Genomic DNA, 25769 nt, shown 5'->3' with positions numbered 1-25769 from the left:
AGCACAAAGACCCGGACTCAGTCCTACTGAGTCCGGGTCTTTGTCGTTGTGTGTCGCTGATCGCGAGTGAGTGGCGAGTGAGCGGCGGCTGACACTCAGGCAGGGGACAGCAAGCGATACATGGCCTGGCCGTCGGCTTCAGCCTCGGGGTCACCCAGTTGCCGCCACGCAGCATGAGTAGGGTCGTGCAGCGCCCGGGCCACCGCTAGCTTCCTACGGTCCCCCTTCTCCAGCTCGTCCCTCATTGCGATCGGGTCACCAGGGAGCGAGAGCAAAAACGCCAAGTCCCGGTAGTGCTTGTCCTTCGGAGCAGTAGGGATGGTCAAGGCAGCAGCCTTCCCCACGATCGCCCCCAGCAAGTTAGGGCGATAGATAACCCCGACCCGGTCATCCAGCTGCACCTTCACAGCTTCAGTCCGATGCACCGCCTGCCGGCCACCGGGCACTTCCAAAGTCGAACCTGGCGGTGTGGTTGTCAGATCGACTCGCCCTCCGAGGTTGTCTGGAGCAAGGAGGTCAACCACGAGCACCCCTTCGCCATCACCTCGCTTGTACCTGTGCGCCTTACCTTCAGGCGACAACCCCGCAGACTCGAAACCCAACGCCTCCAGCGCGGAAACCAGTATTTGCAGGCTTCTTTGATTGGAAAGCAAGTTGGCCAACACGTCGAGATCAAGGCTCACGCCGGGAGGAGTCCTGTCGTGCTCCAACCCGTGAAGGAGCACCATCTGCCCGCCGATCAGGGTCCAGTCGCCCTGCACCCTCTCAGACAGGTCTAGGAGCGTGCCCCAAAGCCCCGATACCGTCCCTGTCAGCAAGTCCGACGTGATGCGAACTCTCGGCTCACTCACTGCTGCGCCGACCGCCCCACGCCGAGGAGGCCAGCAACGGCTCCAAGATGGCTTCGGCCGCGACGCTGGCCCGATCTTCATGGGCATCAAGCAAGTCCGCCGCCACCACAGAGGCGGGAGCGTCATGCCCCTCACGCGACGCTTGAGACTCTGGCGCTAGGAACGGCCAAGCGCTGGCCGGCGGCACTCGAACGATCAGGTTTCCCCGCTTAGCGTCGAGCACTAGGCCGAAGGTCTCCTCTAGCTTTTGAATCCGCTCCGGGTGGACGTAGACCTCGGCGCGGCCTGGGGCTACGTAGTCAGCCCCCACCCGCGGCGCTGCACTCACGCCAGCACGCACAACGTCCGCATTCTCGATCAAGGCTGGCAGCAAGGAACGGTGAACCCTGTAACGCCTCACATCAGCCCTTGAAGCAAGGAGCTTCTGGATCCGCGACGCGGGAACTTCGCCACTCTCGGCAAGGCTCCGCAGTCGCGCAAGAAGACGGGAACGTTCCGGATGCGACAAGCCTGACGGGCGGCAGCCAGACAAGATCGCCAAAGCACCCCAAGCATTGCGCGCAGACAGCGGTCGCCCCGGGTCGGAGGCCACTCGTTTGCGATCTTGCAAGCTGTCAGCCTCGACGAGCCATCGGCCGCCCACCCGAGAACCCTGCAGCTTGCCAGCCTGGAGTAGCTGACGCACGCGCGAGTCGTGTACCCCCAAGCCTGCGGCGGCCTGCCTCACAGATACGTATTCCACGTTCTCACCTCCTTGCGACTTCCCTCTCGAAAGCGAGAGAGAACACGCAACTAGTGTCGCCTCCCCAGCGACTTGCGTCAAACCTCTCGACTGCGAGAGGGAACACGCAAGGATCCCCCAAAAGGTAAAGACTTGGTCAATCTTTGCTGTGGATGTAGATGTTTAGTGACTCCCCTGGATACGCTCCGTGATCGAAGATCAGCGTAGCGACGGAGCGTATCCAGGGGAGTCAGGAGCACTCCACGCATCAGTCACCCTGCGTAGTTGCTTTTGCTTGCTGTGACTACCAGCCCATGGCCTTCTCGATCTTCCTGTTATTTAGCTCCTCATGCCCATCGATGCAGCCCTCGTAGCGGCGATGGATGACCTCAGGCGAGTTGCCCGCCCGGCGGGCCACCTCGGCGACAGGGACTCCCGCGTTCAACCAGTTGGTGATGCAGGTGTGGCGGAGGTCGTACGGTCTGTGGGCGAGCGGGGATTCCACCCTGTCCGGCGGGAGGGCGATCGGTCGAGCTTCTTGCCAGACCCTCCAGTAGCTGGAGGTCCCGAGCACAGCGCCGCGCTCGTTGGCGAAAAGCCGGCCGTCCCTCGCCGTGCCGAACTCCGCCATGTGCGCGCGGAGCATGGCGACCAGCATCGGAGGGATCGGGACGGGGCGATCTGCCTTGGGTTCCCTGGACTTGAGCCCGCGCTTGTCGTGACGCTGTCCCGAGTCCGTCCACCGCTTGCCGGATACGGGGCGGGTCTCCTTGAGGGTGAGGGTCCCCCATCCCTTCTCAGGGAGGTAGCAGTCTTTCTTCCTTAGCCCCACCGCCTCGGCCGGCCGCATCGCTGCATACATCTGGCAGGCGAAGAAGGCGACAAGTCGGCGCCCTCGGTTCCGGTGGATGGATCCCACGTAGGAGACGGCTGTGAGGAGTTGTTCGCCCTGGACGGCGTTGACCAAGACCCGGGGGTCCACGACGTCGCCCTTGGTGGCCCCTGCGCGCTTCACTCCCACGAGCGGGTTCTCCTCCAAGTACCCGCACTCGATGGCGTACTCCATGGCCGTGTTGAAGCCTCGGCGCCGGCGCTTGTAGGTCTCCCCCGCTGCCGGGGTGTCGTCCAGCTTGAACGAGAGCCGGTACTGGACGTCCCGCACCACCTTGGGGTCTGTGAGCGCTGAGAGCGCCAACGACCGGGTGCTGAGCCATGTGCACGCCGCCACGAGATCCGGCGGAGGCTCCTCATCCTGATGTGCCGGTACGACCGCCCACCGCATCGCGAGCCGCGTCTCCTCCGGAGTAGGCGCCTTCTTACCGCCCTCCACCATCGCAAGCGCCACCGTGGCCAGGCTGTCGGCCAGCCCCTCGCGAGTCTTAGCCGCCGCCATACGCCACCGGCTCGCCATGTATTCGCGGCTGAAATCCCACCACGAGGGATCAGGCTTCTGGCTCTCCTTCGCGGCAGCCGCCCGGAGTTCCGACTCCGGCAGGCCGGACGCCACATCGAACGCCTCACCCTTCCGCATCGCCTGCCAAAGCTCGGAGCGGCGGCTCTCCGCGAGGGCCACGGTGGCGAAGCTGGCAGCCTTCACCTTTCCTGAGACAGTCCAGCGAATCTGGTAAGGAGCCTTCTTGCTTCGTACCTGGTTGACCTTCCAGACCCGTACGTCCGTGGAGAGGGTCACGTCCCCGGAAACGGGCGGGCGCCCGCTGTTGCGGGCGCCCGAGGTGTTGCTGGTCTTGCGGTAGGTCACGCGGCTTCCTCCAGGGTCTCGATCCAGCGCTCCAGGTCCGAGCGGCGGATACGGACCGCACCGTTCGGGAGTTTGATGGCCTTCGGCCCCTTCTTGAGCTGCCGCCACCGGTAGAAGGTGGCTCGGGGAACTCCGATCTCCTTCACCACCTGGGGGATGGTGAGCATCTCGTCACGCGTCGCGGGCACAGTGCCTCCTGCGCAGGGAAGTCCGGTTCACATTGCTGTGAGTCGCGACTCAGCGCGCACAGAGGCCGCTTTTCGAGGGCGTGTGCGCGCTGAGTCGCGACTCTCACGAATGTGGATCTGTGAGGTTGAGGGTGATGCCGGTGTAGGTGGTGACCTGTCGGCCGTACTCGTCGCGGGGGCGCGAGCGGTGAAGCTGGGGGACGACGGACAGGAGATTGCGGCCGAACATCTGCTTCGTGCCGATGGCCTTGACGCCGTTGTCCTCGGCCCACTCCCGCCACGCGGCCCACAGGATGTCCACCGGCACTTCGCGGGTCGGCCCGGTGGTGCAGCGTTCGCGGACGAACGCGCTCGTGGGCGAGGCGGTGTCCTGCATGGTGATGACCGCGTCCTGAGAGGAGGCAGGCTCGGTGATCCGGCCGGTGCGCTCCAGGCGGGCGAGACCGTCGAGGGCCCAGTTGATGATGCCGGGCATCTCGGCGGAGAGCTTGCCTGTGAGGGCGGTGTCCTCTTTGCCGAGCCAGGAGACGGTCATGTTGAGCACGACGAAGCGGCGGGCGATGACGCCGGAGGAGTCGCCGAAGTTCGGCAGCTCGTTAGTCAGCACCATGAGCCGGGTCGGGAGCTTCCCGGTCCAGGGCTCGCGGTACTTGCGATCAATGTCGATGGTGTCCTCGCCGGAGATGGTGAGCAACCGCTCGACCACCTGTCCGCCTCCGTCCTTGTTGGAGAGACGGGCGTCGGAAATGACTGCGAGCGGCTTGCCGATGAGGGTGGAGAGCCCGAAGTTCGTGCCCAGGCCGGCGAGTGTCGGCCCGGCGAGGTTCTCCTTGCCGACCAGCTCTTTCAGGACGCGGGCGATGGTTCCCTTCCCGGAACGGGACGGACCTTTCACAAGCAGGATCTTCTGTTGGTCGGTCCGGCCGGAGAGCACGTATCCGAACCACTCCTGGAGCGCTGCGATGGAGTCGGGGTCGTCGGGCCAGATGCCCTGGAGGAAAGCCTCCCAGGCGGGGGCAGTCGCGGTCCGGTCGTAGTCGTACGGGACGGAGACGAGGTTGAAGAAGCCGGGGCCGTGCGGAAGTAGCTTCCGGTCCCGGATGCGCAGAAGACCGTTCTGGCAAGCGACGATCGGGCTCGTGTCGTGCTTGCCACGCTCGCCGTCAATCCAGGACGGCGCGTCAGTGTCGGTGGGCAGGAGGGTGATGGCCCCGAGCGCGTCGAGGAGGTTGCTGATCTTCGTCTTCGTCGGTGCCCACTCCCGCACCTCCGGCTCGCCGTTCTTGTCGACGCCGGCGAAAAAGGTGGTGTGCTCCAGCCGCTTGTACAGCCCGGCGCGCATCTGCTGCTCGTCGTACTCCCGCCAGCAGGTCCCGGTCCACCGCATCCACGACCCGCGCCAGCGGCGCAGCCGCAGGTGTCCGTCCTCGGTGTGCCAGGCAGGCACGAGCTTGCGGGCGACGGCCATCGGGTTGGACGGCGAGGGCAGTTCCTCGGTGCCGGTCACGCGGCTTCCTTCCCCTCGGTCAGCAGCGGGCAGGCGGTGCGGTGGCGGGTGTGGTCCTCGATGAGCGCGGTGACCTTCCGCTGTCCGAACGCGGCCAGGTTCCGCCCGCAGGAGCACCAGGACCGCGCGGAGGGTGTCGTGTCCCGTCCCGGGGCGGAGATCCGCAGCAAGGCGACGATCTGGGGCTGGCCGGTGCTGGTGGATCCGGCGGTCACGCGACGGCCCCCAGGGCGGCGTTCATGCCGTTGGTGACGCACCGGCGGGCGTATGGGGCGGGGACGCCGACGGCGATGGCGGCGGTGATCAGTTCCTCGGCGATGCGGTCGAGGCCGCAGGGGCCGGGGCAGGCGGTGTGCCGGGTGGCGAGGAAGCGGGCGGCCCCGTAGGCGGCGGTGCCGGCGCCCTGCTCGGGGTGGGCCCTGATGTTGTCGAGTCCGCGTTCCAGGCCGGTCTGGACGAAGGTGGGGGTGTGGCGGCAGCCGGTGGCGACGCTGCGGTCCCACCGGGGCGGGGTGGAAGAGTCCACGGCCGCGCGGGCGGGGGTGGACTCTTCCCTCTCGACCAGGGCGAGGACGGCCGGCGGCAGAGCGGCGATCGGGCCGGTGCCGGGGCCGAGCCAGCGGGCGTAGGACATGAGGGACTTGATGTCCACGCCGGGCCGGACCTTGTTGGCGGAGCGCATGGCACCCCGGTAGATCCAGTGCTCCCCGCGGGTCGTGGCCACGGTCTTGGTCGGCGGGAGGGTGGTGCGGGCCCAGGCGACGGCGTCGGGGTTGTCGAGGTCGACGACGGTGACCAGGGCGCCGCCGGGGTGGTAGCCGATGGCCCGTGCCCGTCGCCAGGCCATGCCCCACTGGCGGGAGGCGAGGACGTGGGGGTTGGTGGTGGCGGCGGCCCAGCCGTGGCACGGCCACGGGCACACGCACGGCCCGGGGGTCTTCATGTTCGGCCGGCCGCCACAGGCGAGGTCGGCGCAGTCGCGGCAGTTCCCGAGGGGCCGCTTGTCGGCGCCGAGGGGCAGGACCGGGAGGTGGCCGTCGGCGAGGGCCATGGCGTTGATGGCGAGGCTGTTCACGCGGCCACCCCCGCCCGGGCCTGGGAGAGGAACGCGGTGCCGATCCACTGGGAGTACGCGGGCGGGATGGCCTCCGTCAGTTCCTCGCGGACGTCGGTCCAGTCGATGCCCATGGCGGCCTGCAACTCGGCCACGGTGGGCTTGCCGCCGCCGTTGCCGTAAGCGGCCACATAGGGGCCGTCGAAGAACTCTCCGTGCCTCCAGCCCCGGACCCGTCCCCGGTGCTTGGGGTGGGCGGGCCGGGTGACGCTCCAGCGGCCGAGTTCGAAGTTGCGGTGCCGCAGGACGCCGAGGCCGAACATCTCGCCGCACAGGGTGAGGTCCTTGCGGATCTCCGCCCGCCCGTTGGGCTGCTCGATGACGTACGGCAGGCCGGACGCCTCCAGCAGGACCCGCGTGGGGGCGACGAGATCGACGTGGGTGCCGCCCCAGCCCATGGCCCGGTTGGTACCCACGGTCAGGGCGCACTTGTCCTGGCAGGGCGGCGAGGAGTGGACGAACGAGAACCGCTCGATCTCCCCGGTGGCGATGAGGTCCGCCAGGAACGAAAGGGCGTCGGCCTGGTGGAAGGCGAAGGGGTAGTTCGGGCGCGGGGCGATGTCCACGCCGACGACGTGGAACCCGGCGCGCCGGTAGCCGGTTCCTGCGCCGCCGGCGCAGGAGTACAGGTCCAGCAGCCACGGCCGGTCGCCGTCTCGCCGGATGGGGAAGAGATGCGTCATGCTGAATGTCTCCAGTTCGTTTGCTGGTGACGAGAGCGGCCCCGGATCTTGGCGGATGCAGGGGGCCGCTTTCGGCGTTCCTGAGGTGAAGCGGAACGGATCATGGCTGGCGCTCGGGGAGGCGGGGGCACCCTCTGTCGGGGATGTCCTGGAGGGGGTTTTCGCAGGTGGCGGGGGTGCGCCTCCCCGCCTCCCTGGATGGGTGTTTGTGCTGATCAGCGCGGGGGATGCGGGTTGGGGAGAGGGTTGGGGAGTTCTCCCCGCCTCCCCGGGCGGGGCGGGTTCGCCTCCCCTGGTCAGATCGCGGAAGCGGAACCGTCGGCGTCGCGGTTGGCGAGGGCGCGGTGGACGTGGTCGCGGTGGACGACCATGCGGCCGTGGGACTTCTTCGGCTCCTCGCCGGCGTCTTCCAGCACCCGCTTCAGGTCGCCGTTCGTCCACGCGTTGTAGGCGGCCGGGGCGAGGGCGGCGAGTCGCTTGAGGACGTCCTGGGTGAGCATCTTCGGCTCGTCGCCGATCGCGGTGGCGATGTCGGCGAGCGCGTCGCGCTCCTCCTCGTCGTCGGCCACGGCGGTGAGGGTGGTGACGCCGTCGCGCAGGGCGCGGGCGCGGTCGGCGATCTGGGCGGCGGCGGTGTCGTCGATGAAGTGGGTGCGGACGGTGATGGATGCCTGTCCGGCGGGGATCTTGATGCCGTCGGACGCGACGACGACGGTGCCCTTGTCCATGCCCTGGCGCAGCAGGTGCGGGGCGGCGCCGCCGTCGATGGCCTTGTCGCCCAGGGCCATGCGGGCCTGGGACTCGGTGCCCAGGACGAGGGAGGCGCGGGTGTGGGCGCCCTCGCGGACCAGCTTGGGCAGGTTCTGGTCGGTGGGGTCCTGGGTGCCCTCCCACAGCAGCACGTCCACGGCCCGGCCCTGGTTGTGGATCTTGCGGACGGCCATGAAGTAGCGGGAGGTGGCCTTGGAGCCGCCGTAGGGGCGCTTGTCGTCGCCGACCGCAGGGCACATGAACGCGACCTGTGCTTCGTCGACGATGCCGATGAGCGGGGCGAACTTCGTGCCGGGCGGGGCCTGGATGCGGTGCTCCATCTCCTCGACCAGGCCCTCGACCATCTCGGTGGCGTCGATGACGTGGTCGTCGGTGGGGCCCTGGATGAGGACGGTGGCGATGCCGTCGAACATGCCCCAGTCGCCGACACCCTTGAGGTCCGCGATCCGGAACTCCACCCGGCGGTCCAGGGCGAGCCACAGGGCGAGCGCGCGCAGGGACGCGGTCTTGCCCTGGTTGGACAGGCCGGTGATGAGCATGTGGCGCTGGTAGAGGCTGAGGGTGGCGGCGTCCCCGCGCAGGTCCTGGCCCCAGGGGGCGCGGCCCTTGGCGTAGTCGGCGGTCATCGTCTCGTCGGTGACCAGCGGGGACGGGCCGATCGGCTGGTCCAGGGCGCCGGAGTCGGCGATCCACAGCCGCACGGTACGGGCGGCTTCCGGGATGGTGATGAAGACTTCGTGCTCGTGGCGAGACAGGTTCTCGGCGAGCTTCTTCCGCCGTGCCTGCACCTCGTTGGTGGAGACACCGGAGGGGAGGGTGACGTCGACTTCCACGCCGCATCCGGCGATCCGGATCGGCCCGAGCATCGCCGCCCCGGAGTCGCCCATCTCCTTGATGGCCTTGCGCAGGGCGGGGATGCCCAGGTCGCGCATCGCGGTGACCACGATGGACGGGGTGATCGGCGCGCCGGCGTCGCTGGTGCGGGCGGTCGCGGGAAGGGCCCACTGCGGGGCGGCGGCCTGGTGACGGCCGACAGCCCACAGACCGGCCACCGCGAGCCAGGGCCCGACGGCGACCAGCGGACCCCACACCACGGCCACGAAGACGACCAACAGCCGCACCAGCTCGACCAGGGCCATCAGCGGGGTGAAGACGTCCGCCGGGTCCTTGGTCGCGACCGCGAGGGCGATACCGACGGCGATCAGCGCGCCTATCCCGGTCCCGGCGCCATAAGCGGCGCTGCGGGCCATGTCCTGGGGGGCCTTGAGCAGGTCCATGCGCCGCTTGTGCCGCTCGGCGCGGAAGCGGTGCAGCCGCTCCTCCCACTCGCCCGCGGCTTCGTGGTTCCCGCCCGCCTCGGCGGCCCGCATCATCCGCTGGTAGCGGGCACCGGTCCGACCGTCCCACGCCCGGCGGGCGGTGATCCGCGTACCGCCGACCAGGTAGGCGCCGTGCCGGACGGTGACCCGCGCGACCGTGCGGGTCCGCTCATGCTTCACCGCGCCCACGACGGCGCGGCGGCCTCGGGCGAACACTCGGACCGGTCGCGCCGGTTCGGGCTTGTCCGTGACGACCGTGAGCGGCACAGAGGCAAGGGCGGGCTGTTCCTGGGTGGGGTCCTTGAAGAGGGGGACCACGTTCTCCGTCATGCTGAGTGTCTCCTGCTGCTCGTAAGAGTGGGAGGGAGGGCCCGGGGGCGGCCTGATTCCTTGGCCGGGACGACCGCCCCCGGGCACAGCTACTTCTTCTTCGCGTTCTTCTCGGCGCGGTCGCGGGCGCCGTCGAGGATGCGGTCGACCTTCTTCTCCAGGTCGCCCTGGTAGACGTTCTCGCCGGCGATTCCGCGCTTGCACATGCGGCCGACGTACCAGGCGAACTTGGCCTTCTCACCGGCGGTGAGCGGCGGGTGGTCGGGGTCGTAAGCGTCGTTCTTGCGGGCCATCAGGACTCCTCCGAGTGGTTGGTGTGGGTCAGCGGCCGGCGTGGGGGTTCAGTGGCATCCCGCAGCGCGGGTAGGGGCAGACGCGGGGGTTGGGCTTGGGCACGGAGCGGCGGCAGCCGGGGCAGTGGTTGAAGTCGAAGAAGCGAGAGCGGGCCATGAACGGCTCCTCGGTGATTGATGTGGGCGCGGGGCTGTCCCGGCTCCCCTTCCACCCCCGACCAGCAGGGCTGGGGGTGGGCGGGCAGTCGTCAGTCGAGGGCCCTGAGTTCGTGGGTGTGGCACAGCACCGGGGCGATCCAGATGCTGATCCGGTCGACGGTCCACCGGCCCTCGGTGAGGGGGCCCGGGGGTACTTCGTCCAGGACGCGGCCGGTCTTGCCGACGGCGCGGGGGTCGTCCTCGCAGGCGACGATCAGGACCTTCTGTCCGCCTCGGAACATGGGCTCACTTCCCCTTCCGGGAACGGCGCGCCTTGCCGATGGCCTTCGCGGCCTGCTGCCCGTCCGGGCCGCCGACCGAGCGGACGACGGTATGGACGCCCCAGACCAGGACCGCGGCGAGGAACGCGAGCAGCGCCAGGTTCGCCGCGATCGCGGTCAGCGCGCCGACGAGCAGGGGGCCGAAGTAGACCCCGGCGGCGACGGTCCCGGCGCCGATCCCGGAGCCGAGCGCGACCCGCTGCACCGTGCGGTCCGGCGGGGCCTGGTGGATGTGCTGGTGAACTACCTGCGGCGCCGCACCCGGTGCGGGGTGGAGGGGGGTGGGGAGGTGGTCGGCGTAGGTGTAGGTGCCGTCCGGGAGCTGCACGACCCGGACCGGTTCGGGGAGGGTGCTCATGGGGTTCTCCCAGGTCAGATGGTGAGTGAAGGCGGCAGGGGTGGGGTCAGTCGTTCTTGCGCTCGGTGCCGTACACGTCGCCGTGGTGGGTGCCGCCGCTGACGCCGTAGGTGTTGCCGCCGACGATCGAGCCGTTGATGGTGACGCCGGCGTCCTTGAGGGCCTGGGTGAGGTCGGCGCTGTCGGTCTGCGTGGTGTCGATGGAGACGCCGCCGAAGTTGAAGATCGCCATGGGGGTTCCTCCTGGATTGGTGAGGGCGGGGCTGTCCCGGCTCCCCTTCCGCCCCCGGACCGGTCGGGTCGGGGGCGGGCGGGCAGTCGTCAGACCGCGAGAGCGACGGCGGCGAGGGCGAGGGCGAGGATGTGGGCGGTCTGGTCGACGTGCGCGGCCCCGCCGTGGTCGGCCCAGGACGTCTGGCGCATGCGGGTCATCCACCAGCGCACCGGCCAGCGGCGGTCGATGAACGCGTGCGTCGACCCGATCCATGCGAGGGCGGCCAGCGCGACCGGCGCGGACAGGGTGACGTCGAGGACGACGGCGCCGGCCGCGAGGGCGATGCCGCAGGCGGTCACGTGGGTGGCTGCGTGGGTGAGGTTGGCCCGCCACCCAGCGGCGCCGCCCTCGGCCTTATGGGCGGCCTGGTGATCGGTCTGGAAGGGGTAGTCGGCCAGCAGGTGACCGAGGTAGAGCAGCACGAACACGGTCGCGAACACGGGAGTCTCCTCGGTGCCGCTCAGGCGGCGAGTTCAGTGGGAGCGTCCGCGCAGGGGACGCACATGCCGAGCGAGGTGGGGATGCGGTATCCGGCGTCCCGCCCACAGGCGGGGCAGATCTGCCGGGCGGCGTTCGCCGCGGCGAGGGCCGCCCGCTTGGCGGGGGTCATCGGCCGGACGGGGACGGCGGTGTCAACGCGGTAGAGGTAGGCGATCAGCGGGTCGCGCCGGCGGCGGGGGCGTTCGAGCTGGGCCACGACCGGGGCACCGCCCGGCCGCAGCCCCAGAGCCCGAAGCTGCCGGAAGGTGGCCAGCCCCTCGGGGGCGAGGCGCCAACGGTAGACCGGGAGCGTGCTCACGCGGCCTCACCGCGCTCGGCGCGCAGGGTCTCGCGCAGCCACCGGCCCTTCTCCGCCGACGTACGAACCGCCCGCCGGATCCGGTCGGCCGTCAGGTTCTCCACCGGCCACGACTCGGTCAACTGCCGAGCCTCGGAGAGGAGTTCATCTCGCGTGCGGCGCGGCACCGGCGTCTTCGCCGCGTCTGGCACCCGGCGGGTCACCCGTTCGGGCCGGGTCGACTGTTCGGCCGCGACGACCCGCATGGCCGCCCGACCGGTCGACTCGACAGGAGCGGGCGGGGTGGGCTCTTCCTCCGCCTGGCTGGGGTCGACCAGGGCAGGTTCGAGAGCGGGAAGAGGCTGGTCAGAGGTAGACCGTTCCGTACCGGTCCGTTCCGATTCCTCCGCATTAGCGGGGTGGATCGGTCGGGTGGACCGGTCGACCTCCAGCTCCACCGTGACCGTGCCATCGGGCTCGACCGGTCCGGTGAGAACCGGGGCGAGGGTGGTGGCGCCGAACATCGCGGTGAGGGCGGCGTGGGCGCCGTCGGTGACCTTCTCACGCTGGACGTCGACCAGTCGGGTACCCAGGACGATGTCCCCGGCGCCGACCTTCTTCGCGAGCTTCCAGTACTCCAGCTCCGCCTTCTTGCGGACCTTGGGGTCGGGGTGCCGCTCGGACATGGCCCGCTGGTAGGCGATCGCCTGCACCAGGTTCGCGGCGTGGGCTTCGGCCTCGGCGTCCCGGCCGTCTCGGTAGACCACGATCCGGCGAGCGAGAAAGGCGGCGCCCTCGGCGGAGGCGGTCATGCCCATGGGGGTGAGGGCGTAGATGACCATCTCACCGGGGGTCTTCGCGGCGGTGGCCGACATGGCGGCGGCGGCTGCGGGAAGAGCCCACAGCCCCGCTCGGATCACGCGGGGCGAGGACTGGCCCAGCAGCGTCAGCCCGAGCAGCACGATCGCCAGGACGGCGGTGGCGCCCTCGCCGGCCGCGACCGCTCCGACGGCGGTGCCGGAGCCGTAGGCGGCCTTGATGTTGGTGTAGGTGCCGAACCCGCCGGCGCCGCCGGTGACGAGCATCGGCACGAACGCCGCCCCCAGCACCACCCGCTGGAGCGTTCCCAGCTCCCTGCCGGCGGCGCTCACCCCTTCTCCTCCGTCTTCGTGACGTCGAAGGGGGTGTAGGTGGCCGGGTGCCGCTTCGTCCAGTCCCGGACGTAGACGACGGCCTCCTCGACCGGCATCTCGTCGGAGTACTTCAGCAGCATCGACAGGCCGATGCTCACGTCCTGCGCCCGCTTCTCCAGGACCCGGTAGTGCTTGCGCTCGTCGGCGTCCTCGATGGAGGGGAGCGGGAGGTCGAGGGCTTCCAGGATTGCGGCCACCAGGGTGGTGACCTCGCCCGGGAGGTCGGTCAGGCGGGTCATGCGGCACCGCCCGACTGCGCCACGCCGGCGCGGTTGGTCAGGGTGCGGCGCTCGTCCAGGACCCGGTTACGGGCCCGGCGGATCCGCCGCTCGTCCAGCACCGTGGCCGGGCGGTCCAGCATCCAGATCTCCACGTCCAGCAGGTCGAGCTCCGCCACGATCAGCGGCATCTCCCGCTCGATCGCGTCCAGCTCCGCGTCCGACGGTTCACCGTCGAACCCGATGGCCGTAACAACGGCCTGAAGTGCAGCGATGGACTTCATTGGGTGTGTTCCTCTCACACAGGAACGGCCCGAACCGACCCCCCGGTGTTCCAGCACCGGGGGGTCTCGCCGTTTGGAACCATCCGGCTCCCCTCGACCCCGCCCGTACGGCACCCCGCATGGGGCCCGGACGGGCGAGGGAGGCAACCGGCCGCAGCCGATCGGCTGCGGCAGTCAGGTGACGCGGTGGGCGTGGCCACTCCGCCGGTCCAGCGGGAGGGGCGCCCAGGGTCTTAATCGCTTCACGCCGGCCTCCATAGGGGCGGACATGGCGTAATGGCAGTTCGCGATCTTTGCCCCTGTCTCACCGACGCAGAAGACTCCGTGGTCGCCCCCGAAGGGCGGCCGGAGCAAGGTGCTTGCTGTTCGCGTGCGGCAGGGCCTACGGCTTGTCGCAGATGCCTGGATCCACTGTTCAGTTCTCAACCGGGACAATCGCTTCCTTCGCTGCCGTTTCACGGGCCTCTCCGGGCGACATAAGTGCAGGTCAAACCAAAGAAGACGCCCACCTGAAGTGTTGCCTAGGGGGGGTTGCCGTCTTGCTTGATAGGTACGGTAGGCAAACTCGGGACTGCGCGCAACCCCCTCTCGCGATAGAGTCTGATAGCCCCCCTAGGCGAAGGAGAGTCGTGCAGCACGAGATGGAGAAGGTTGCTGGGGTAGCGGACCCCGTCGACCGCGCCAAAGCCGCAATCGACCTGATGGCCCGGTACCAGAGCCACGTCAATGAGCTGTCCCGCGTCCGCCGAGAGGCCATCGAGGAAGCTCAGGCCAAGGGCATGACGCAGGCAGAGATCGCCAAGCGCCTCGGCGTCAGCCGTGGGCGGGTGGGACAGCTCGCGTCAGCCGGCCCGCCGCCGGAACGCGCGTTCTTCGGCACGGACCTGGTCACGGTCTCGCTTGGTGGCAAGTACGAGGCCGGGAAGGCGCCTGACGAGTTCCCCAGCGAGGTGATCACCCGGGAGGACTTCGGCAACTTCGAGCACCTCAGGAAGCTGCTGGGTGGGATGAAGTTGGACGCTCAGTACGAAGTGATTCCGCCCTCGGGGATGGTGAACCTCAACCGAGACAACCACGTCGTCATCTGCGGCCCTCGGCTCTCTCCGCTCATCGCGCAGGTACTCGAAGGAGACGACAACCTTCGGTTCGCTAAGGACACCGCGTGGCATCTGCTGGACAAGACCGCGGGCAAGGAATTCAGGTCTCCTCAGGATGAGGACGGATCGGCCGGTGACATCGGGTACCTGGGACGCCTGCCTCGCTTGGACGGCAAGGGGACTTTCCTCTATGTCGCCGGCATCCACTCCATCGGAGCCAACGGAGTCATCCACTTCTTGGAGAACAACCTGGCAGAGCTCTACCGAGAGGTCCGCACTCGTCGATTCTCCACTCTGATCTCCTGCCGCTACGACCCGAAGACGCTCGAAGTGCTGGAGAGTCGACGCGTCACCCCTCTCTACCGACACGAAGGCTGATCATGCGCGTCGCCATCGACACCGAACCCGGCGGAACCGCCCCCAACGAAGATTGGGTGGCGGCCACGGCTTCCCTCGCCCTCGTGCTGGACGGAGTGAGCACCGCAGGTCTCGACACGGGATGCCGCCATGGCGTCCCGTGGTACGTCTCTCAGCTCGGCAGTCGCCTTGTCACTGCACTGGCCGACCCGAAGGAATCGCTCCCAGACGGCCTGGCCACTGCCCTAGAACAAGTGGCGACGCTGCACCCCGAGTGCGACTTGGCCAATCCCGGAACCCCGTCCGCGACTGTAGCCATCCTGCGCCAGCGGGAAGGGTTCTACGACCACCTCGTATTGGCGGACTCACCGATCATTCTTGAAGGCCCCCAGGACTTCACCGTGATCACAGACCTGCGCGTCGACGACGTACTTCCGGATCTTCGCGCAGAGGTCGAGCAGTACGAGACCCATACGGAAGAACACAAAGAGGCTCTACAGCGATTCGTGACCGCTCAGCGCCAGACCCGGAACACACCGAGCGGCTACTGGGTGGCGGCCGGAAGCCCAACAGCAGCGGCGCACGCAATCGTCGGCACCACCGCTGCAGAGAACGTCCGCTCAGCAGCAGTGCTGTCCGATGGCACCTCACGTCTCGTTACGGAGTACGGCATGGCGACTTGGGCCGAGGTGTTCGCGACACTACGGGCCGGTGGCCCGCGCGCGCTGATCAGCAACGTCCGGGAGGTTGAGGCCACGGACCCGACCGGCCGCCGGTGGCCGCGATACAAGTCGGGAGATGACGCCTCCGTCGCCTTCTGCCAGTGAAGCCGGCCGAGGGACCGTGCTCATCGCTTCCGTTTGCGCTCGAAGATCGGTCAGCCAACCGAGACCCATCTCCCCCTCGGCTGCACCCTCTGCGAGTGAGTGGCGAGTGAGGCCACCTCCCCCGCAACTCAGCCCGAGAGAACGTGCAGGTCAGAGACTCCGTCCACCTCGTCCCAGCCATGCCCTCCGGAGCCGTGTGCGCAGGTTCGAATCCTGCCGGGGGCACTTCGCAGGAAGTGCCACACAGACCCCGTGATCAGCGGAAACGCTGAACGCGGGGTCTTGTTGTATGTGCGGGCGTGCAACGGCGGGGGCATGCGCACCCCCGTCCGGATACGAAACGAACCGGGCGCCGATGGGTCCCGTTCCGGAGGGCGTCCGTGCGAGGTCTCGGGGGCCGGACGCCAGAGGCCCCCGGACGGGTCCGGGGGCCGGGAGGCGGAGCCTGGTGACTACTTGACGTTCACGGCCTTCCAGGCGGCGTTGACCGCGTTGTACTCGGGGGAGGTCGCGCCGTAGAGGTCGGTGGCGGCCGCGAGGGTGGCGGTGCGGGCGCCGGCGTAGGTGGTGGAGGAGGTCATGTAGGTGGTGAGGGCCTTGTACCAGATCTTGTAGGCCTTCTGTCGGCCTATGCCGGCGAGGGTGGAGCTGTCGTAGGTCGGGGAGTTGTAGGTGACTCCGTTGATCGTCTTGGTGCCGCTGCCCTCCGCGAGGAGGTAGAAGAAGTGGTTCGCCGGGCCCGAGGAGTAGTGGACGTCGAGGCGGCCGACGCTGCTGGACCAGTAGTCGGCGGAGTTGCCGTCCTTGCTGGGCTTGTCCATGTAGCGGAGCGGGGTGCCGTTGCCGCGGATGTCGATCTTCTCGCCGATGAGGTAGTCGCCGGTGTCGGAGGCGTTCGCGGCGTAGAACTCGACGGAGGTGCCGAGGATGTCGGAGGTGGCCTCGTTGAGGCCGCCGGACTCCTTGCTGTAGCGGAGGTTCGCCGTGGAGGCGGTGAGGCCGTGGGACATCTCGTGGCCGGCGACGTCGAGGGAGGTCAGCGGCTTGGCGTTGCCGGTGCCGTCGCCGTACGTCATGCAGAAGCAGGAGTCGGACCAGAAGGCGTTGACGTACGCGTTGCCGTAGTGGACGCGGGAGTAGGCGGCGACGCCGTCGCCGCGGATGCCGTTGCGGCCGAGCTCGTTCTTGTAGAAGTCCCAGGTGACGGCCGCGCCGTAGTGGGCGTCGGCGGCGGCGGTCTCGCGGTTGCCCGCGAGGCCGTTGCCCCAGGTGTCGGTGGAGTTGGTGAAGAGGGTGCCGGTGCCGTTGGTGCCGCCGGCCAGGTCGTACGTCTTGTGGCCGCCGCGCGCGGTGTCCGTGAGGGTGAAGCCGGGGGCGGTGCCGAGGGTGACCTGGCCGCTGTACTGGGTGTTGCCGACGCCCGTCTCGATCGCCTCGTAGGAGTGGAGCTCCTTGCCCGTGGCGGCGTCCGTGACGACGTGGCGCTCGCTCGGCGTGCCGTCGTGCTGGAGGCCCTTCTCGACGGTCTCCCAGGCGAGGACGGGCTTGCCGCCGGCCGCCCAGATCACCTTGCGGGCGCCTTCGCGGGCCCGCTCGGCGGTCGTGGTCGGGACCGCGATGCGGGCGGAGGTCGCCTTGGTGGTGGAGCGGGCGCCGTTCTTCCGCTGGTGGACGACGAGGTCGCCGCCGAGGACGGGGAGGCCGTCGTAGGTGCGCTCGTAGCGGGTGTGGACGGTGCCGTCCGCGTCCTTGACGACGTCGCGGGCGACGAGCTCCTCGCGGTCGGCGAGGCCGATCGCGCGCGCGGTGTCGGCGGCCGACGCCTGGGCGTCCCGGATGGCGGCGGCTCGCTGGGGGGCGGCGAGGGCGAGGGTGGCGGCCCCGGTCGCGGACTCGGTGGCGGACGCGGCGCGGGTCTCGGCTCCGGCGGTTCCGGTCTGGACTCCGACGACGACCATGGCGGCCGAGGCGACGAGGGCGGCGGTGCGGACGACGGTCCGGCGGTGCGAGGACTGCTGGCGGATCACGCGGGCTCCTTCGCTGAAACGCGTGGGGGTGATGTGGGGGGTGACGCGGAGGGGAGCGTGTCAGGAGCACCGGGTTTTTGACAGGTATGCAACAAGGATTTGACCAACTGTTGTCCGAAGGACGGGGATCCGTGTCCGCTATCCGGCAGCCCAACCGGGCCTGTACGGGCATGAGTTCGGGCCTCTTCCTCCGGGAGGGGGAGGAAGGGGCCCGTGGGTGTGGGGAGAGTTCGGGAGGGGGTGGGAGGGGCCTTCGGATGCGGGGGGGGCGAGCGGGGCCTTCGGATGCGGGGGGGGGCGGGCGGGGAGGGAGAGGCCCTCGGATGCGGGGGAGTTCGGAGGGCGGGGGTCAGGCGGTGCGCTTCTTCGGGGTCGCCTTCTTGGTCGGCGTCTTCTTCGCTGCGGTCGTCTTCTTCGTCGCGGTCGTCTTCGCCGCCGTGGTCTTCTTCGTCGTCGTCTTCTTCGCGGGAGCGGTCTTCTTCGCGGCGGTCTTCTTCGCCGGGCGGCGGCTCGTGATGTCCGTGACCTTGGCCGTTTCGCCCCGGGTCTCCTTCGCCTCGCGGACGCTCTTCTCCAGGGCCGCCATCAGGTCGATCACCTGGCCGCCGCCGTCCTCCTCGCCCGGCTCCGGGGGCGCCACGCCCTCGCCGCCGGCCGCCTTCGCCGCGATCATCTCCTCGACCGCCTCGCGGTAGTCGTCGTGGAGGGTGTCGATGTCGACCTCGCCGAGCGTGGCCATCAGGGCGTCCGCCAGGTCGAGTTCGGCGTCACGGACGGTCACCGGGGTCTCGGGGGCCACGCCCTCGGGGGCGCGGATCTCGTCGGGCCAGAGCAGGCCGTGCATCGCGATGACGTCGTCGACGACGCGGAGCATGCCCAGGCGCTCGCGGCCCCGCAGGGCGTACTTCGCCACGGCCACCCGGTCGCTGCGCTTCAGGGCCTCGCGCAGGAGGGTGTACGGCTTCGCGGCCGGCACGCCGTTGGCCGAGAGGTAGTACGCGGCGTCCATCTGGAGCGGGTCGATCCCGCCCGCCGGGACGAAGGCGACGATCTCGATCGTCTTGGCCGTGGGCAGCGGCAGCGCGGCCAGGTCCTCGTCGGCGATCGGGATCATGGTCCCGTCGGCGTCCTCGTACGCCTTCCCGATCTCGGCCGGCGCGACCTCCTCGCCGTCCAGCTCGCAGACCTTGCGGTAGCGGATCCGGCCGCCGTCCTCGACGTGGACCTGACGGAAGGAGACGGACCGGCTCTCGGTGGCGTTGACGAGCTTGATCGGAATGCTGACCAGACCGAAGGATATGGCGCCGTTCCAGATAGATCGCACGCTTCATTCCCTTCGTACCTGTTTGACGGGAAACGTGGGAATCTCATCGTATGACGCCCATCACAGAGGTGGCGGGACGGCGCATCACGCTCAGCAACCTCGGCAAGGTCATCCACCCCGCCACGGGCACCACCAAGGACGAGCTGCTGCACTACTACGCCACCGTCGAGGCCGCGCTCCTGCCGCATCTGCGCGACCGGCCCGTCTCCTTCCTGCGCTATCCGGACGGGCCCGACGGGCAGCTGTTCTTCACCAAGAACCCGCCCCCCGGCACGCCCGCCTGGGTCGCCACCACGCCCGTGCCCCGCACCGAGGACCCGCGCGCCCGGCAGGTGATGGTGCAGGACCTGCCGTCGCTGGTGTGGGCGTCCAACCTGGTCGTGGAGTTCCACACCCCGCAGTGGACCGCCGCCGCCCCCGCCGTCGCCGACCGGCTCGTCCTCGACCTGGACCCAGGAGCGCCCGCTACGGTCGTCGACTGCTGCCGGGTCGCGCTCCACCTGCGGGAACGGCTCGCCGCGGACGGGCTGGAGTCCTTCGCCAAGACCTCCGGCTCCAAGGGGCTCCATCTGCTGGTGCCCGTGGTGCCGACGCCGTCCGAGCGGGTCTCCGCCTACGCGAAGCGGCTCGCGGTCGAGGCCGGGGCGGAGCTGCCGCGGCTGGTCACGCACCGGATGACGAGGGCCCTGCGCGCGGGGAAGGTCTTCGTCGACCACAGCCAGAACGCCGCCGCCAAGACCACCGCCACCCCCTACACCCTCCGGGCCCGCGAGCGGCCGGCCGTCTCCGCGCCGGTCACCTGGGAGGAGGTGGAGGCGTGTGCCGCCCCCGCCGATCTCGCTTTCCTGATGGGCGACATCGCGCCACGTCTGGAGCGGTACGGGGAGCTGCTCGGGCCCCTGTTCGACGCGGGGCGGGCGGGGGACGTGCCGTGAGCGGCGGGAGCGGAGGGGGCGGGAGAGCGCACGGGACGGGAGGCGCGGATTCCGCCGCGGGCGCGGGCGGCGGCGGGGGGCCGGTCGTGCTCGTGCCGCCCGTGGAGGTGATGCGGCCGCGGTCCGCGGACGGTGTTCCCGCGCAGGCGCCGCCGCCGCGGGAGCTCCAGTACTCCCTCGAACTGGACGGGTTCCGCGCGCTCGCGTTCGTCCTGGAGGGCGGACGGGTGGTGCTCCAGTCGCGCTCCCGGCGCGACCTCTCCCCCGAGTTCCCCGACATCGCGGCGGCGCCGGCGCGGCTGCTGCCGCCCGGGATCGTGCTGGACGGCGAGCTGTGCGCGTACCGCGAGGGCCGGCTCAGCTTCACCGACCTGCTGCGCTCGCACGCCGACCGGGTACAGGCCGGGGTGCCCGTCTCGTACATCGTCTTCGACCTGCTCGCGGTGCCCGGCCGGGACGTACGGGCGCTGCCGCCGCGGGACCGGTGGGAGCTGCTCGGCACGGCGCTGGGCGAGGCGGGGCCGCCGCTCCAGCGGGTGCCGGCCACGCAGGACGAGGAGACCGCGCGCGCGTGGTTCCGGGACCTGCGAGAGGCGGGCGTGGAGGGGATCGTGGCCAAGTCGCCCGGCTCGACGTACCGCTCCGGCTCCACCTGGTCCTGGCGGAAGGTCCGGCACTCCGACACGGTGGACGCGGAGCTGATCGGGCTCATCGGGCCAGCCGCCCGGCCGCGGGCGCTGCTGGTCCGGCCGGCGGACGGAAGCACCCTGACGACCACGCCCCGGCTCACCCCTGCGCAGGCGCGGCAGGTCGGCGCCCTGATCGCCGAGACGGGCGGCGCGCTGACGGCGGACACCGACCCGGAGCACGGCCCGGTGCTGCGGATCGCGCGGCCGCCGGCGGTGGAGCTGCGGCAGGTGGCCGGGCGGCACGAGACGGCCTCGTTCGTGCGGTTGCGGGGGGAGGGGGTGTGAGAGGCGGGGAGGACGGGGTGACGGTCGGGGAGGGAGGCGTCGCGGTCGTCGGTCGGTCAGGGCGAGGGTCTGACGACAGAGGGAAGCATGGCGTCAGGGAGAGAGGGTGACGCCGGGGACAGACGGTGACGTCGGGGCGAAGGTGACGGTCCGGAAGGGTGCCACGCGCGCGTGGACGTCCCGTCGTGCTCCGCACGCGCGCGCGTACCCCCGTCGCGCTCGCGGCGGGTCCGTACCGTGCGCAACGGACCCTCCACCGACGGTACATGGCGCAAACCGAGCGCAACGTTCTGCGTTCGCACGGTGCGTGACGCTCGTTCGGCTTCGTTGTCCTTCCCGTGGTGCACACTTGCTGCCTGGTAGCGCTCACGGGGAAGGCGGCCTGGCCATGCTGACGGGGATCGAGGAGGTCGACTGGGCCTCGCTGGGGCACGCGTACGGCCCCGCGGACGACGTGCCGGCGCTGCTGCGCGGCCTCGCCTCGGCCGACCCCGCCGAGCGGGAGACGGCCCTCGACGGCATGTACGGGGCGGTCCACCACCAGGGCGACGTGTACGACTCCACGCTCGCCTGCATCCCCTTCCTCCTGGAACTCGTCGCCGACCCGGCCGTCCAGGACCGCGGCGGCATCGTCGAGCTGCTCACCAGCATCGGCGGGATCGAGCTGGACGACGAGGACGACGACCTCGACGGGCCGGACGGACCCGGCACGGACTACGACTGTCTCGTCCCGGCCGCGAACTTCGCGATGGCCGCCGCCGCGGTCGCCGCCGGCGCCGACGTCTTCCTCGGGCTGGTCGACGGCGCCGACCCCGAGGCGCGGCTGGCCGCGCCGGTGGCGCTCGCCTCGCTGCACCCGGACCCCGCGCGCGTGCTGACCCTGCTGCGGGAGCGGCTGACCGTGGAGCCGGACACGGAGGTGCGGCTGGCCCTGGTCGCCGCGGTGGGGCGGATCGCGCTGCGGCACGCGGCGCTGCGTGCGGAGACGGTCGACTGGCTGGGCTGGCTGGCGAGGGCGGCGCAGGACCCGGGACTGCGGCTCGCGGCGCTGGCACAGCTGGCGCGCTGCTCGCCGGGGCGGATCCCGGAGGACATCGTGCGGTGGGTGACGGAGCTCCTGGAGGAGATCCGCACGGCGCCGCGGCCGGAGCCGTCCGGCGGCGACGGGACCGGAGCGAGGGACGTCGACGGGACCGGCGCCAGGGACGGCGAAGGGGACGGCGAGCCGGGTGCCGGACGGATGCCGGTGACGCTGGTGGGACAGGTGCGCGAGCTGCTGGAGGAGCACGTGGCGGGGCGGCGGACCCCGTGGACGGAGGAGCTGCTGCGGACCCTGCACGGGGCCCTGGACGACCGGGTGGACGACCGGATCGCGCTGATCCTGGCGCAGCTGCGCAGCCCCGACCCGGGCCAGCGGGCGGACGCGATCTGGTTGTGCGGGGGGCTGATACGCCTCTGGCGGGGGCGGTACGAGGAGGTCGTGCGGCTCGTCGGCGGACAGCTGGGCGATCCGGACGCGCGGCTCCGGGACGCCGCCACCTCCTTCCTGGAGCGTCTCTTCGAGCTGGGCGCCCCGGCGGCCGACGGGATCGCGGCCGCCCTCGCCGCGGATCCCGGCGGGACGGGCCGGACGGCGGCGCTCTCCGGCGGCCTCGGGGAGCTGACGGGCCGGACCGGGCGGGACGGGGCGCTGCTCGCGCTGGCGCGGAGCGGTGACGCCCGCGCCGTGCCGCTGCTCGCGCGGGCGCTGGAGGGCCCGGGCGAGGTGCGGCGCGAGCTGCTGTACGCGGTCGACGGGCTGGGCCCCGCCGCGGCGGGCCTCGCGCCCCTGCTGCGGCGACGGCTGGCGGCCGTCGAGCTGGACGACGACCTGTACGACCGGGCGTCGCCGCTGCTGTACGCGCTGGCGGCGGTGCGCGGAACCCAGGCGCTGCCCGAGGTGCTGCGGGTGCTGCGGGGGGCGCCGGAGCACCGCCGGGCGTGGGTGCGGGAGGCCGCGGCGCGGGCCCTCGGCGCGTTCGGGCCCGCGGCCCGGGAGGCCGTACCGGACCTGCGGGAGCTGCTCGGCGCCGACTCGGCGGCGGTCGCGACGACGGCGGCGCGCGCCCTGTGGGCGGTGGAGGGCGACGCGGAGGCGGTGGTGCCGGTCCTGGTGCGGTGGCTGCGGCCCGGGTCGTCGGGCGCCGACCGGTGCGCGGCGGCGCAGGCGCTGGGGGCGATCGGCCCGGCCGCGGCCGGGGCGGCCAGGGCGCTGCGGCCGGGGCTGACGTCCCGGGACCTGTGGGAGCGGGTGCGGTGCGCGGCGGCGCTGTGGCGGGTGTCCGGGGAGACGGACCGGACGCTGCCGGTGCTGCTCGCGGCCTGGGAGGAGAACCGGCACGCGCGCGTGGACATCGCCGAGTGCCTGGCCGAGATGGGCCCGGAGGCCGCGGCCGCCCAGCTGCCGATCCTCACCGAGCTGACCCGCCGCCGCCGGCACAACGCCCGCGAGGGAGCCTCCGGCAGCCACGACATCCACCAGGACGAGAAGCTCCTCACCCTGTGCCGCGCGGCACTGACCCGGATGGAGCTGCGCGGCACGCTGTAGGGGGACCGCCGCGGGCGGAACCGGAGCCGGCGGGACTGCCGTAGCCGGGACCGGAGCCGGCAGGACTGCCGTGGGCGGGACCGATGTCAGCAGGACCGGCGCAGGCCGGACCGCCGCGCCGCGCGCACCCCCGGCCCGGATCGCGATGCCCCCTCCTCCCCTCTCCCCTCTCCGCCTCCCCCTCATCCGCCCTCTCCGACAATCACCTCATAGGGGACAGCGCATATCGTTCTGCTCAAGACCGGTCACCCACCGAGGAGCAGCGGAGCAGCGTGAGACCCCCTACCGCCCGGCTCGCCGCAGCCCTCGCGCTGGGCGCCTTCGCGCTCCTCGCGGGGTGCGGCGGCCAGGGCGGGCTCAAGAGCGACGGGCCGGCGGAGACGGCGGTGGGGCCCGTGCGGCTGTGGCCCGAGCTGCCGCCCGCCTCGGACCCGCCGGCCGACTACGGCGAGACCGACACCGAGCGGGTGCCGGGGATCACCGTGCGGGGCGCCGACGTGCGGACCGTGGACCCGGTCGCGGTGGTGCGGGCCGAGGTCGCCGCGGACGCCGGGGGCGACGGGATGGACGAGCGGACCGCGCGGGCGGTGCTCGCCTGCGACACCGCGCCGGCCCGGTGCCCGGTGCTCTCGCCGTACTACCGGGACCTCACGGGCAACGGCCGGGACGAGCTGATCGTCGGCATCCGGCTGCCCGAGCAGCAGGTCGCGGTGCGGGTGTACCTCGCCGAGCGGGGCGGCCTCACCCGGGTGATGTCCACCGTCGACCAGGTGATCAGCGTGGAGCTGGCGGGGCGGGACCTGATCGTGCGGGCCGCCTCGGCGGGGATCCCGGGGTACGAGTACCGCACCGCCTGGTCGTGGGACCGGCTCCAGCACAGCATGCTGCCGGCGCGGGACGAGATCGTGCCCGTACGGCCCCCGTCGGACGCTCCTCGTACGGCCCCTCCCCCGACGGGTGGCCCCGCCACGGAGTCCCCGCGCGCGCCCTCCCCCCGCGCGGAGCCGGCTCCGTGAGCCCGCGCCGCGCGCGGCGGCCCCGCGCGCCCGCCTGGACCGCGACGCTCACCTGGAAGGCCGCGGTCTTCATCGCCGTGATGTGCTGCGCCCTGGCCGCCCTGCTGGGCACCCTGGTGCACGTCTCCGTGACCGGGCAGACCGTGCGCGACGCCCGGGAGAAGGCGCTGTCCCGGCTCGCCGACGTCACCCGGGCGTACGAGGCGGGCGAGCCTCTGCCGCCGTTCGCCGGGCTCGATCCCGAGGGGCTGCCGGAGCCGCTGCGGCGGCTCACCGCGCGGGGCGAGCGCGGCACCATGACCTCCGACCACGAGGGGCGGCCCACCATGTGGGCGGCGGGTCCGGCGGACGGGCACGCCCTCGCCGTCCGCGTGGACCACAGCGTGGGCGCGGGGACCATCGACGCCCTGGACCGGTCGATCGTCGGCTCCTCGATCCTCGCGATCGCGGCGACGCTGGCCGTCGGCGTCGTGGCCGTCACCCGGGTCACCCGGCGGCTCCACGCCACCGCGCGGGTGGCCCGCCGGATCACCGCCGGCGACCTGGACGCGCGGGTCGACGACCCCCGCACGAGGGACCCCCGGCGGCCGCAGGACGAGGTGGCGGCGGTCTCCGGGGCGCTCGACACGATGGCCTCCTCGCTCCAGCGCAAGCTCCAGAACGAGCAGCGCTTCACGGCGGACGTAGCCCATGAGCTGCGCACCCCGCTGACGGGCCTGTCGGCCGCCGCCGAACTGCTGCCGGAGGGCCGGCCGGCGGAGCTCGTACGGGACCGGGTGAAGGCCATGCGCGGGCTGACCGAGGACCTCCTGGAGATCTCCCGGCTCGACGCCCGCAACGAGACCGTCGACCTGGCCGTGCACGAACTCGGTCCGCTGGTCGAGCGGGTGGTGCGCGCCTCCGGCACGCCGACCGAGGTGCGGATCGTGCGGGACGCGACCGTCGAGACGGACCGGCGGCGGCTCGAACGGGTGCTGGGGAACCTGGTCGCCAACGCCCACCGGCACGGCCGGCCGCCGGTGGTCGTGACCGTGGACGGGGCGACGGTGACGGTGCGGGACCACGGGCCGGGCTTCCCGGAGTACCTGCTCGCCTCCGGTCCGCAGCGCTTCCGCACCGAGAGCGGCGGCAAGGGGCACGGCCTGGGCCTGACGATCGCGGTGGGCCAGGCGGAGGTGATCGGCGCGGAGCTGGACCTCACCCGCACCCCGGAGGACGGCGGGGCCGAGGCCCGGATCCGGCTGCCGGAGTACGTACGGTTCGAGGACGACGCCCCAGGCCCGTGACCGCTCCGGGGCGCGTCCTCGGGCAGCCCGAGGACGCACGCCCGCGACCACTCCCAGGCGCACCCCCGACCGCCGAGTACGCACGGTCCGAGGACAACGCCCCAGGCCCGTGACCACTCCCAGGCACATCCCCGACCGCCGGAGTACCCACGGTCCGAGGACGACGCCCCAGGCCCGTGACCACTCCCAGGCACATCCCCGACCGCCGGAGTACCCACG

General features: G+C 71.3%; 28 protein-coding genes. 7 read left to right on the top strand and 21 right to left on the bottom strand.

Annotated features, from left to right (window positions below):
• Nucleotides 1-95: 95 nt before the first annotated feature.
• The 19 genes from IE321_RS13295 to IE321_RS13210 form a co-directional block, all read right to left on the bottom strand.
• Nucleotides 96-683, bottom strand: a complete 588-nt coding sequence (locus tag IE321_RS13295; protein WP_190223018.1) for a hypothetical protein — start codon at nt 681-683, stop codon at nt 96-98.
• 160 nt (nt 684-843) lie between these two features.
• Nucleotides 844-1578 (bottom strand): type IV toxin-antitoxin system AbiEi family antitoxin, encoded by a 735-nt coding sequence (locus IE321_RS43175; RefSeq protein ID WP_226651482.1) that lies wholly within the window; start codon nt 1576-1578, stop codon nt 844-846.
• A 298-nt stretch (nt 1579-1876) separates the two neighbouring features.
• Nucleotides 1877-3331 (bottom strand): tyrosine-type recombinase/integrase, encoded by a 1455-nt coding sequence (locus IE321_RS13285; protein WP_190223016.1) that lies wholly within the window; start codon nt 3329-3331, stop codon nt 1877-1879.
• Nucleotides 3328-3519 (bottom strand): helix-turn-helix transcriptional regulator, encoded by a 192-nt coding sequence (locus IE321_RS13280; protein WP_226651362.1) that lies wholly within the window; start codon nt 3517-3519, stop codon nt 3328-3330. Before IE321_RS13280 ends, IE321_RS13285 begins: the two co-directional genes overlap by 4 nt.
• Before the next feature lie 103 nt (nt 3520-3622).
• Complete coding sequence (locus IE321_RS13275; RefSeq protein ID WP_226651361.1) at nt 3623-5026, bottom strand: DNA primase family protein; 1404 nt, start codon at nt 5024-5026, stop codon at nt 3623-3625.
• Nucleotides 5023-5241 carry a hypothetical protein gene (locus tag IE321_RS13270; RefSeq protein ID WP_226651360.1) on the bottom strand — a complete coding sequence of 73 codons (219 nt, stop codon included), beginning with the start codon at nt 5239-5241 and terminating at the stop codon, nt 5023-5025. Before IE321_RS13270 ends, IE321_RS13275 begins: the two co-directional genes overlap by 4 nt.
• Nucleotides 5238-6077: a bifunctional DNA primase/polymerase gene (locus IE321_RS13265; protein WP_190223029.1), complete on the bottom strand. Its 840-nt coding sequence runs from the start codon at nt 6075-6077 to the stop codon at nt 5238-5240. The genes IE321_RS13270 and IE321_RS13265 overlap by 4 nt, the downstream gene beginning before the upstream one ends.
• 20 nt (nt 6078-6097) lie before the next feature.
• Nucleotides 6098-6823 carry a DNA cytosine methyltransferase gene (locus IE321_RS13260; RefSeq protein ID WP_190223015.1) on the bottom strand — a complete coding sequence of 242 codons (726 nt, stop codon included), beginning with the start codon at nt 6821-6823 and terminating at the stop codon, nt 6098-6100.
• A 296-nt stretch (nt 6824-7119) separates the two neighbouring features.
• Complete coding sequence (locus IE321_RS13255; protein ID WP_190223014.1) at nt 7120-9243, bottom strand: FtsK/SpoIIIE domain-containing protein; 2124 nt, start codon at nt 9241-9243, stop codon at nt 7120-7122.
• 89 nt (nt 9244-9332) lie between these two features.
• Nucleotides 9333-9536: a DUF6257 family protein gene (locus tag IE321_RS13250; RefSeq protein WP_190223013.1), complete on the bottom strand. Its 204-nt coding sequence runs from the start codon at nt 9534-9536 to the stop codon at nt 9333-9335.
• A gap of 28 nt (nt 9537-9564) precedes the next feature.
• Complete coding sequence (locus IE321_RS42825; protein ID WP_264202425.1) at nt 9565-9693, bottom strand: hypothetical protein; 129 nt, start codon at nt 9691-9693, stop codon at nt 9565-9567.
• Between the two features lie 91 nt (nt 9694-9784).
• Complete coding sequence (locus IE321_RS13245; RefSeq protein ID WP_043231631.1) at nt 9785-9976, bottom strand: hypothetical protein; 192 nt, start codon at nt 9974-9976, stop codon at nt 9785-9787.
• Nucleotides 9977-9980: 4 nt separating this feature from the next.
• Complete coding sequence (locus tag IE321_RS13240) at nt 9981-10373, bottom strand: DUF6251 family protein (RefSeq protein ID WP_190223012.1); 393 nt, start codon at nt 10371-10373, stop codon at nt 9981-9983.
• 46 nt (nt 10374-10419) lie between these two features.
• On the bottom strand, nt 10420-10605 hold the full coding sequence (locus tag IE321_RS13235; protein ID WP_190223011.1) for a hypothetical protein: 186 nt from the start codon (nt 10603-10605) through the stop codon (nt 10420-10422).
• An 89-nt stretch (nt 10606-10694) separates the two neighbouring features.
• Nucleotides 10695-11087, bottom strand: coding sequence for a DUF3307 domain-containing protein (locus IE321_RS13230; protein WP_190223010.1), 393 nt, complete (start codon nt 11085-11087; stop codon nt 10695-10697).
• Between the two features lie 20 nt (nt 11088-11107).
• Nucleotides 11108-11446: an RRQRL motif-containing zinc-binding protein gene (locus IE321_RS13225; RefSeq protein ID WP_190223009.1), complete on the bottom strand. Its 339-nt coding sequence runs from the start codon at nt 11444-11446 to the stop codon at nt 11108-11110.
• On the bottom strand, nt 11443-12576 hold the full coding sequence (locus IE321_RS13220) for a conjugal transfer protein (RefSeq protein ID WP_308076531.1): 1134 nt from the start codon (nt 12574-12576) through the stop codon (nt 11443-11445). Before IE321_RS13220 ends, IE321_RS13225 begins: the two co-directional genes overlap by 4 nt.
• Nucleotides 12573-12857, bottom strand: a complete 285-nt coding sequence (locus IE321_RS13215; RefSeq protein WP_190223008.1) for a hypothetical protein — start codon at nt 12855-12857, stop codon at nt 12573-12575. The genes IE321_RS13220 and IE321_RS13215 overlap by 4 nt, the downstream gene beginning before the upstream one ends.
• Nucleotides 12854-13120: a DUF6284 family protein gene (locus tag IE321_RS13210; RefSeq protein WP_190223007.1), complete on the bottom strand. Its 267-nt coding sequence runs from the start codon at nt 13118-13120 to the stop codon at nt 12854-12856. Before IE321_RS13210 ends, IE321_RS13215 begins: the two co-directional genes overlap by 4 nt.
• A gap of 629 nt (nt 13121-13749) precedes the next feature.
• Between IE321_RS13210 and IE321_RS13205 the strand changes: the two genes are divergently transcribed.
• Nucleotides 13750-14595: a sigma-70 region 4 domain-containing protein gene (locus IE321_RS13205; protein WP_190223006.1), complete on the top strand. Its 846-nt coding sequence runs from the start codon at nt 13750-13752 to the stop codon at nt 14593-14595.
• A gap of 2 nt (nt 14596-14597) precedes the next feature.
• A complete protein-coding gene (locus IE321_RS13200; RefSeq protein WP_190223005.1) occupies nt 14598-15401 on the top strand; it encodes a protein phosphatase 2C domain-containing protein in 804 nt (267 codons plus the stop codon).
• Between the two features lie 452 nt (nt 15402-15853).
• Here IE321_RS13200 and IE321_RS13195 read toward each other — a convergent pair whose 3' ends face one another.
• Nucleotides 15854-17359 carry a M4 family metallopeptidase gene (locus IE321_RS13195; RefSeq protein WP_190223026.1) on the bottom strand — a complete coding sequence of 502 codons (1506 nt, stop codon included), beginning with the start codon at nt 17357-17359 and terminating at the stop codon, nt 15854-15856.
• A gap of 418 nt (nt 17360-17777) precedes the next feature.
• Nucleotides 17778-18752 carry a non-homologous end joining protein Ku gene (ku, locus tag IE321_RS13190; RefSeq protein ID WP_190223004.1) on the bottom strand — a complete coding sequence of 325 codons (975 nt, stop codon included), beginning with the start codon at nt 18750-18752 and terminating at the stop codon, nt 17778-17780.
• 50 nt (nt 18753-18802) lie between these two features.
• Between ku and ligD the strand changes: the two genes are divergently transcribed.
• The 5 genes from ligD to IE321_RS13165 all read left to right on the top strand — a co-directional run bounded on the left by ligD (nt 18803) and on the right by IE321_RS13165 (nt 25550).
• Complete coding sequence (gene ligD, locus IE321_RS13185) at nt 18803-19687, top strand: non-homologous end-joining DNA ligase (protein ID WP_190223003.1); 885 nt, start codon at nt 18803-18805, stop codon at nt 19685-19687.
• A gap of 86 nt (nt 19688-19773) precedes the next feature.
• Nucleotides 19774-20661 carry an ATP-dependent DNA ligase gene (locus IE321_RS13180; RefSeq protein ID WP_226651359.1) on the top strand — a complete coding sequence of 296 codons (888 nt, stop codon included), beginning with the start codon at nt 19774-19776 and terminating at the stop codon, nt 20659-20661.
• 388 nt (nt 20662-21049) lie between these two features.
• A complete protein-coding gene (locus IE321_RS13175; RefSeq protein WP_190223002.1) occupies nt 21050-23248 on the top strand; it encodes a HEAT repeat domain-containing protein in 2199 nt (732 codons plus the stop codon).
• A gap of 272 nt (nt 23249-23520) precedes the next feature.
• Nucleotides 23521-24264 carry a hypothetical protein gene (locus IE321_RS13170; RefSeq protein WP_190223001.1) on the top strand — a complete coding sequence of 248 codons (744 nt, stop codon included), beginning with the start codon at nt 23521-23523 and terminating at the stop codon, nt 24262-24264.
• Complete coding sequence (locus tag IE321_RS13165) at nt 24261-25550, top strand: ATP-binding protein (RefSeq protein ID WP_226651358.1); 1290 nt, start codon at nt 24261-24263, stop codon at nt 25548-25550. Before IE321_RS13170 ends, IE321_RS13165 begins: the two co-directional genes overlap by 4 nt.
• Nucleotides 25551-25769 lie beyond the last annotated feature (219 nt).

Origin of the sequence: Streptomyces hydrogenans (assembly GCF_014656075.1) — a bacterium.
Classification (GTDB): Bacteria; Actinomycetota; Actinomycetes; order Streptomycetales; family Streptomycetaceae; genus Streptomyces; species Streptomyces hydrogenans.
The sequence above is the reverse complement of the archived record's forward strand: the minus strand, read 5'-3'. Positions and strand labels throughout refer to the sequence as shown.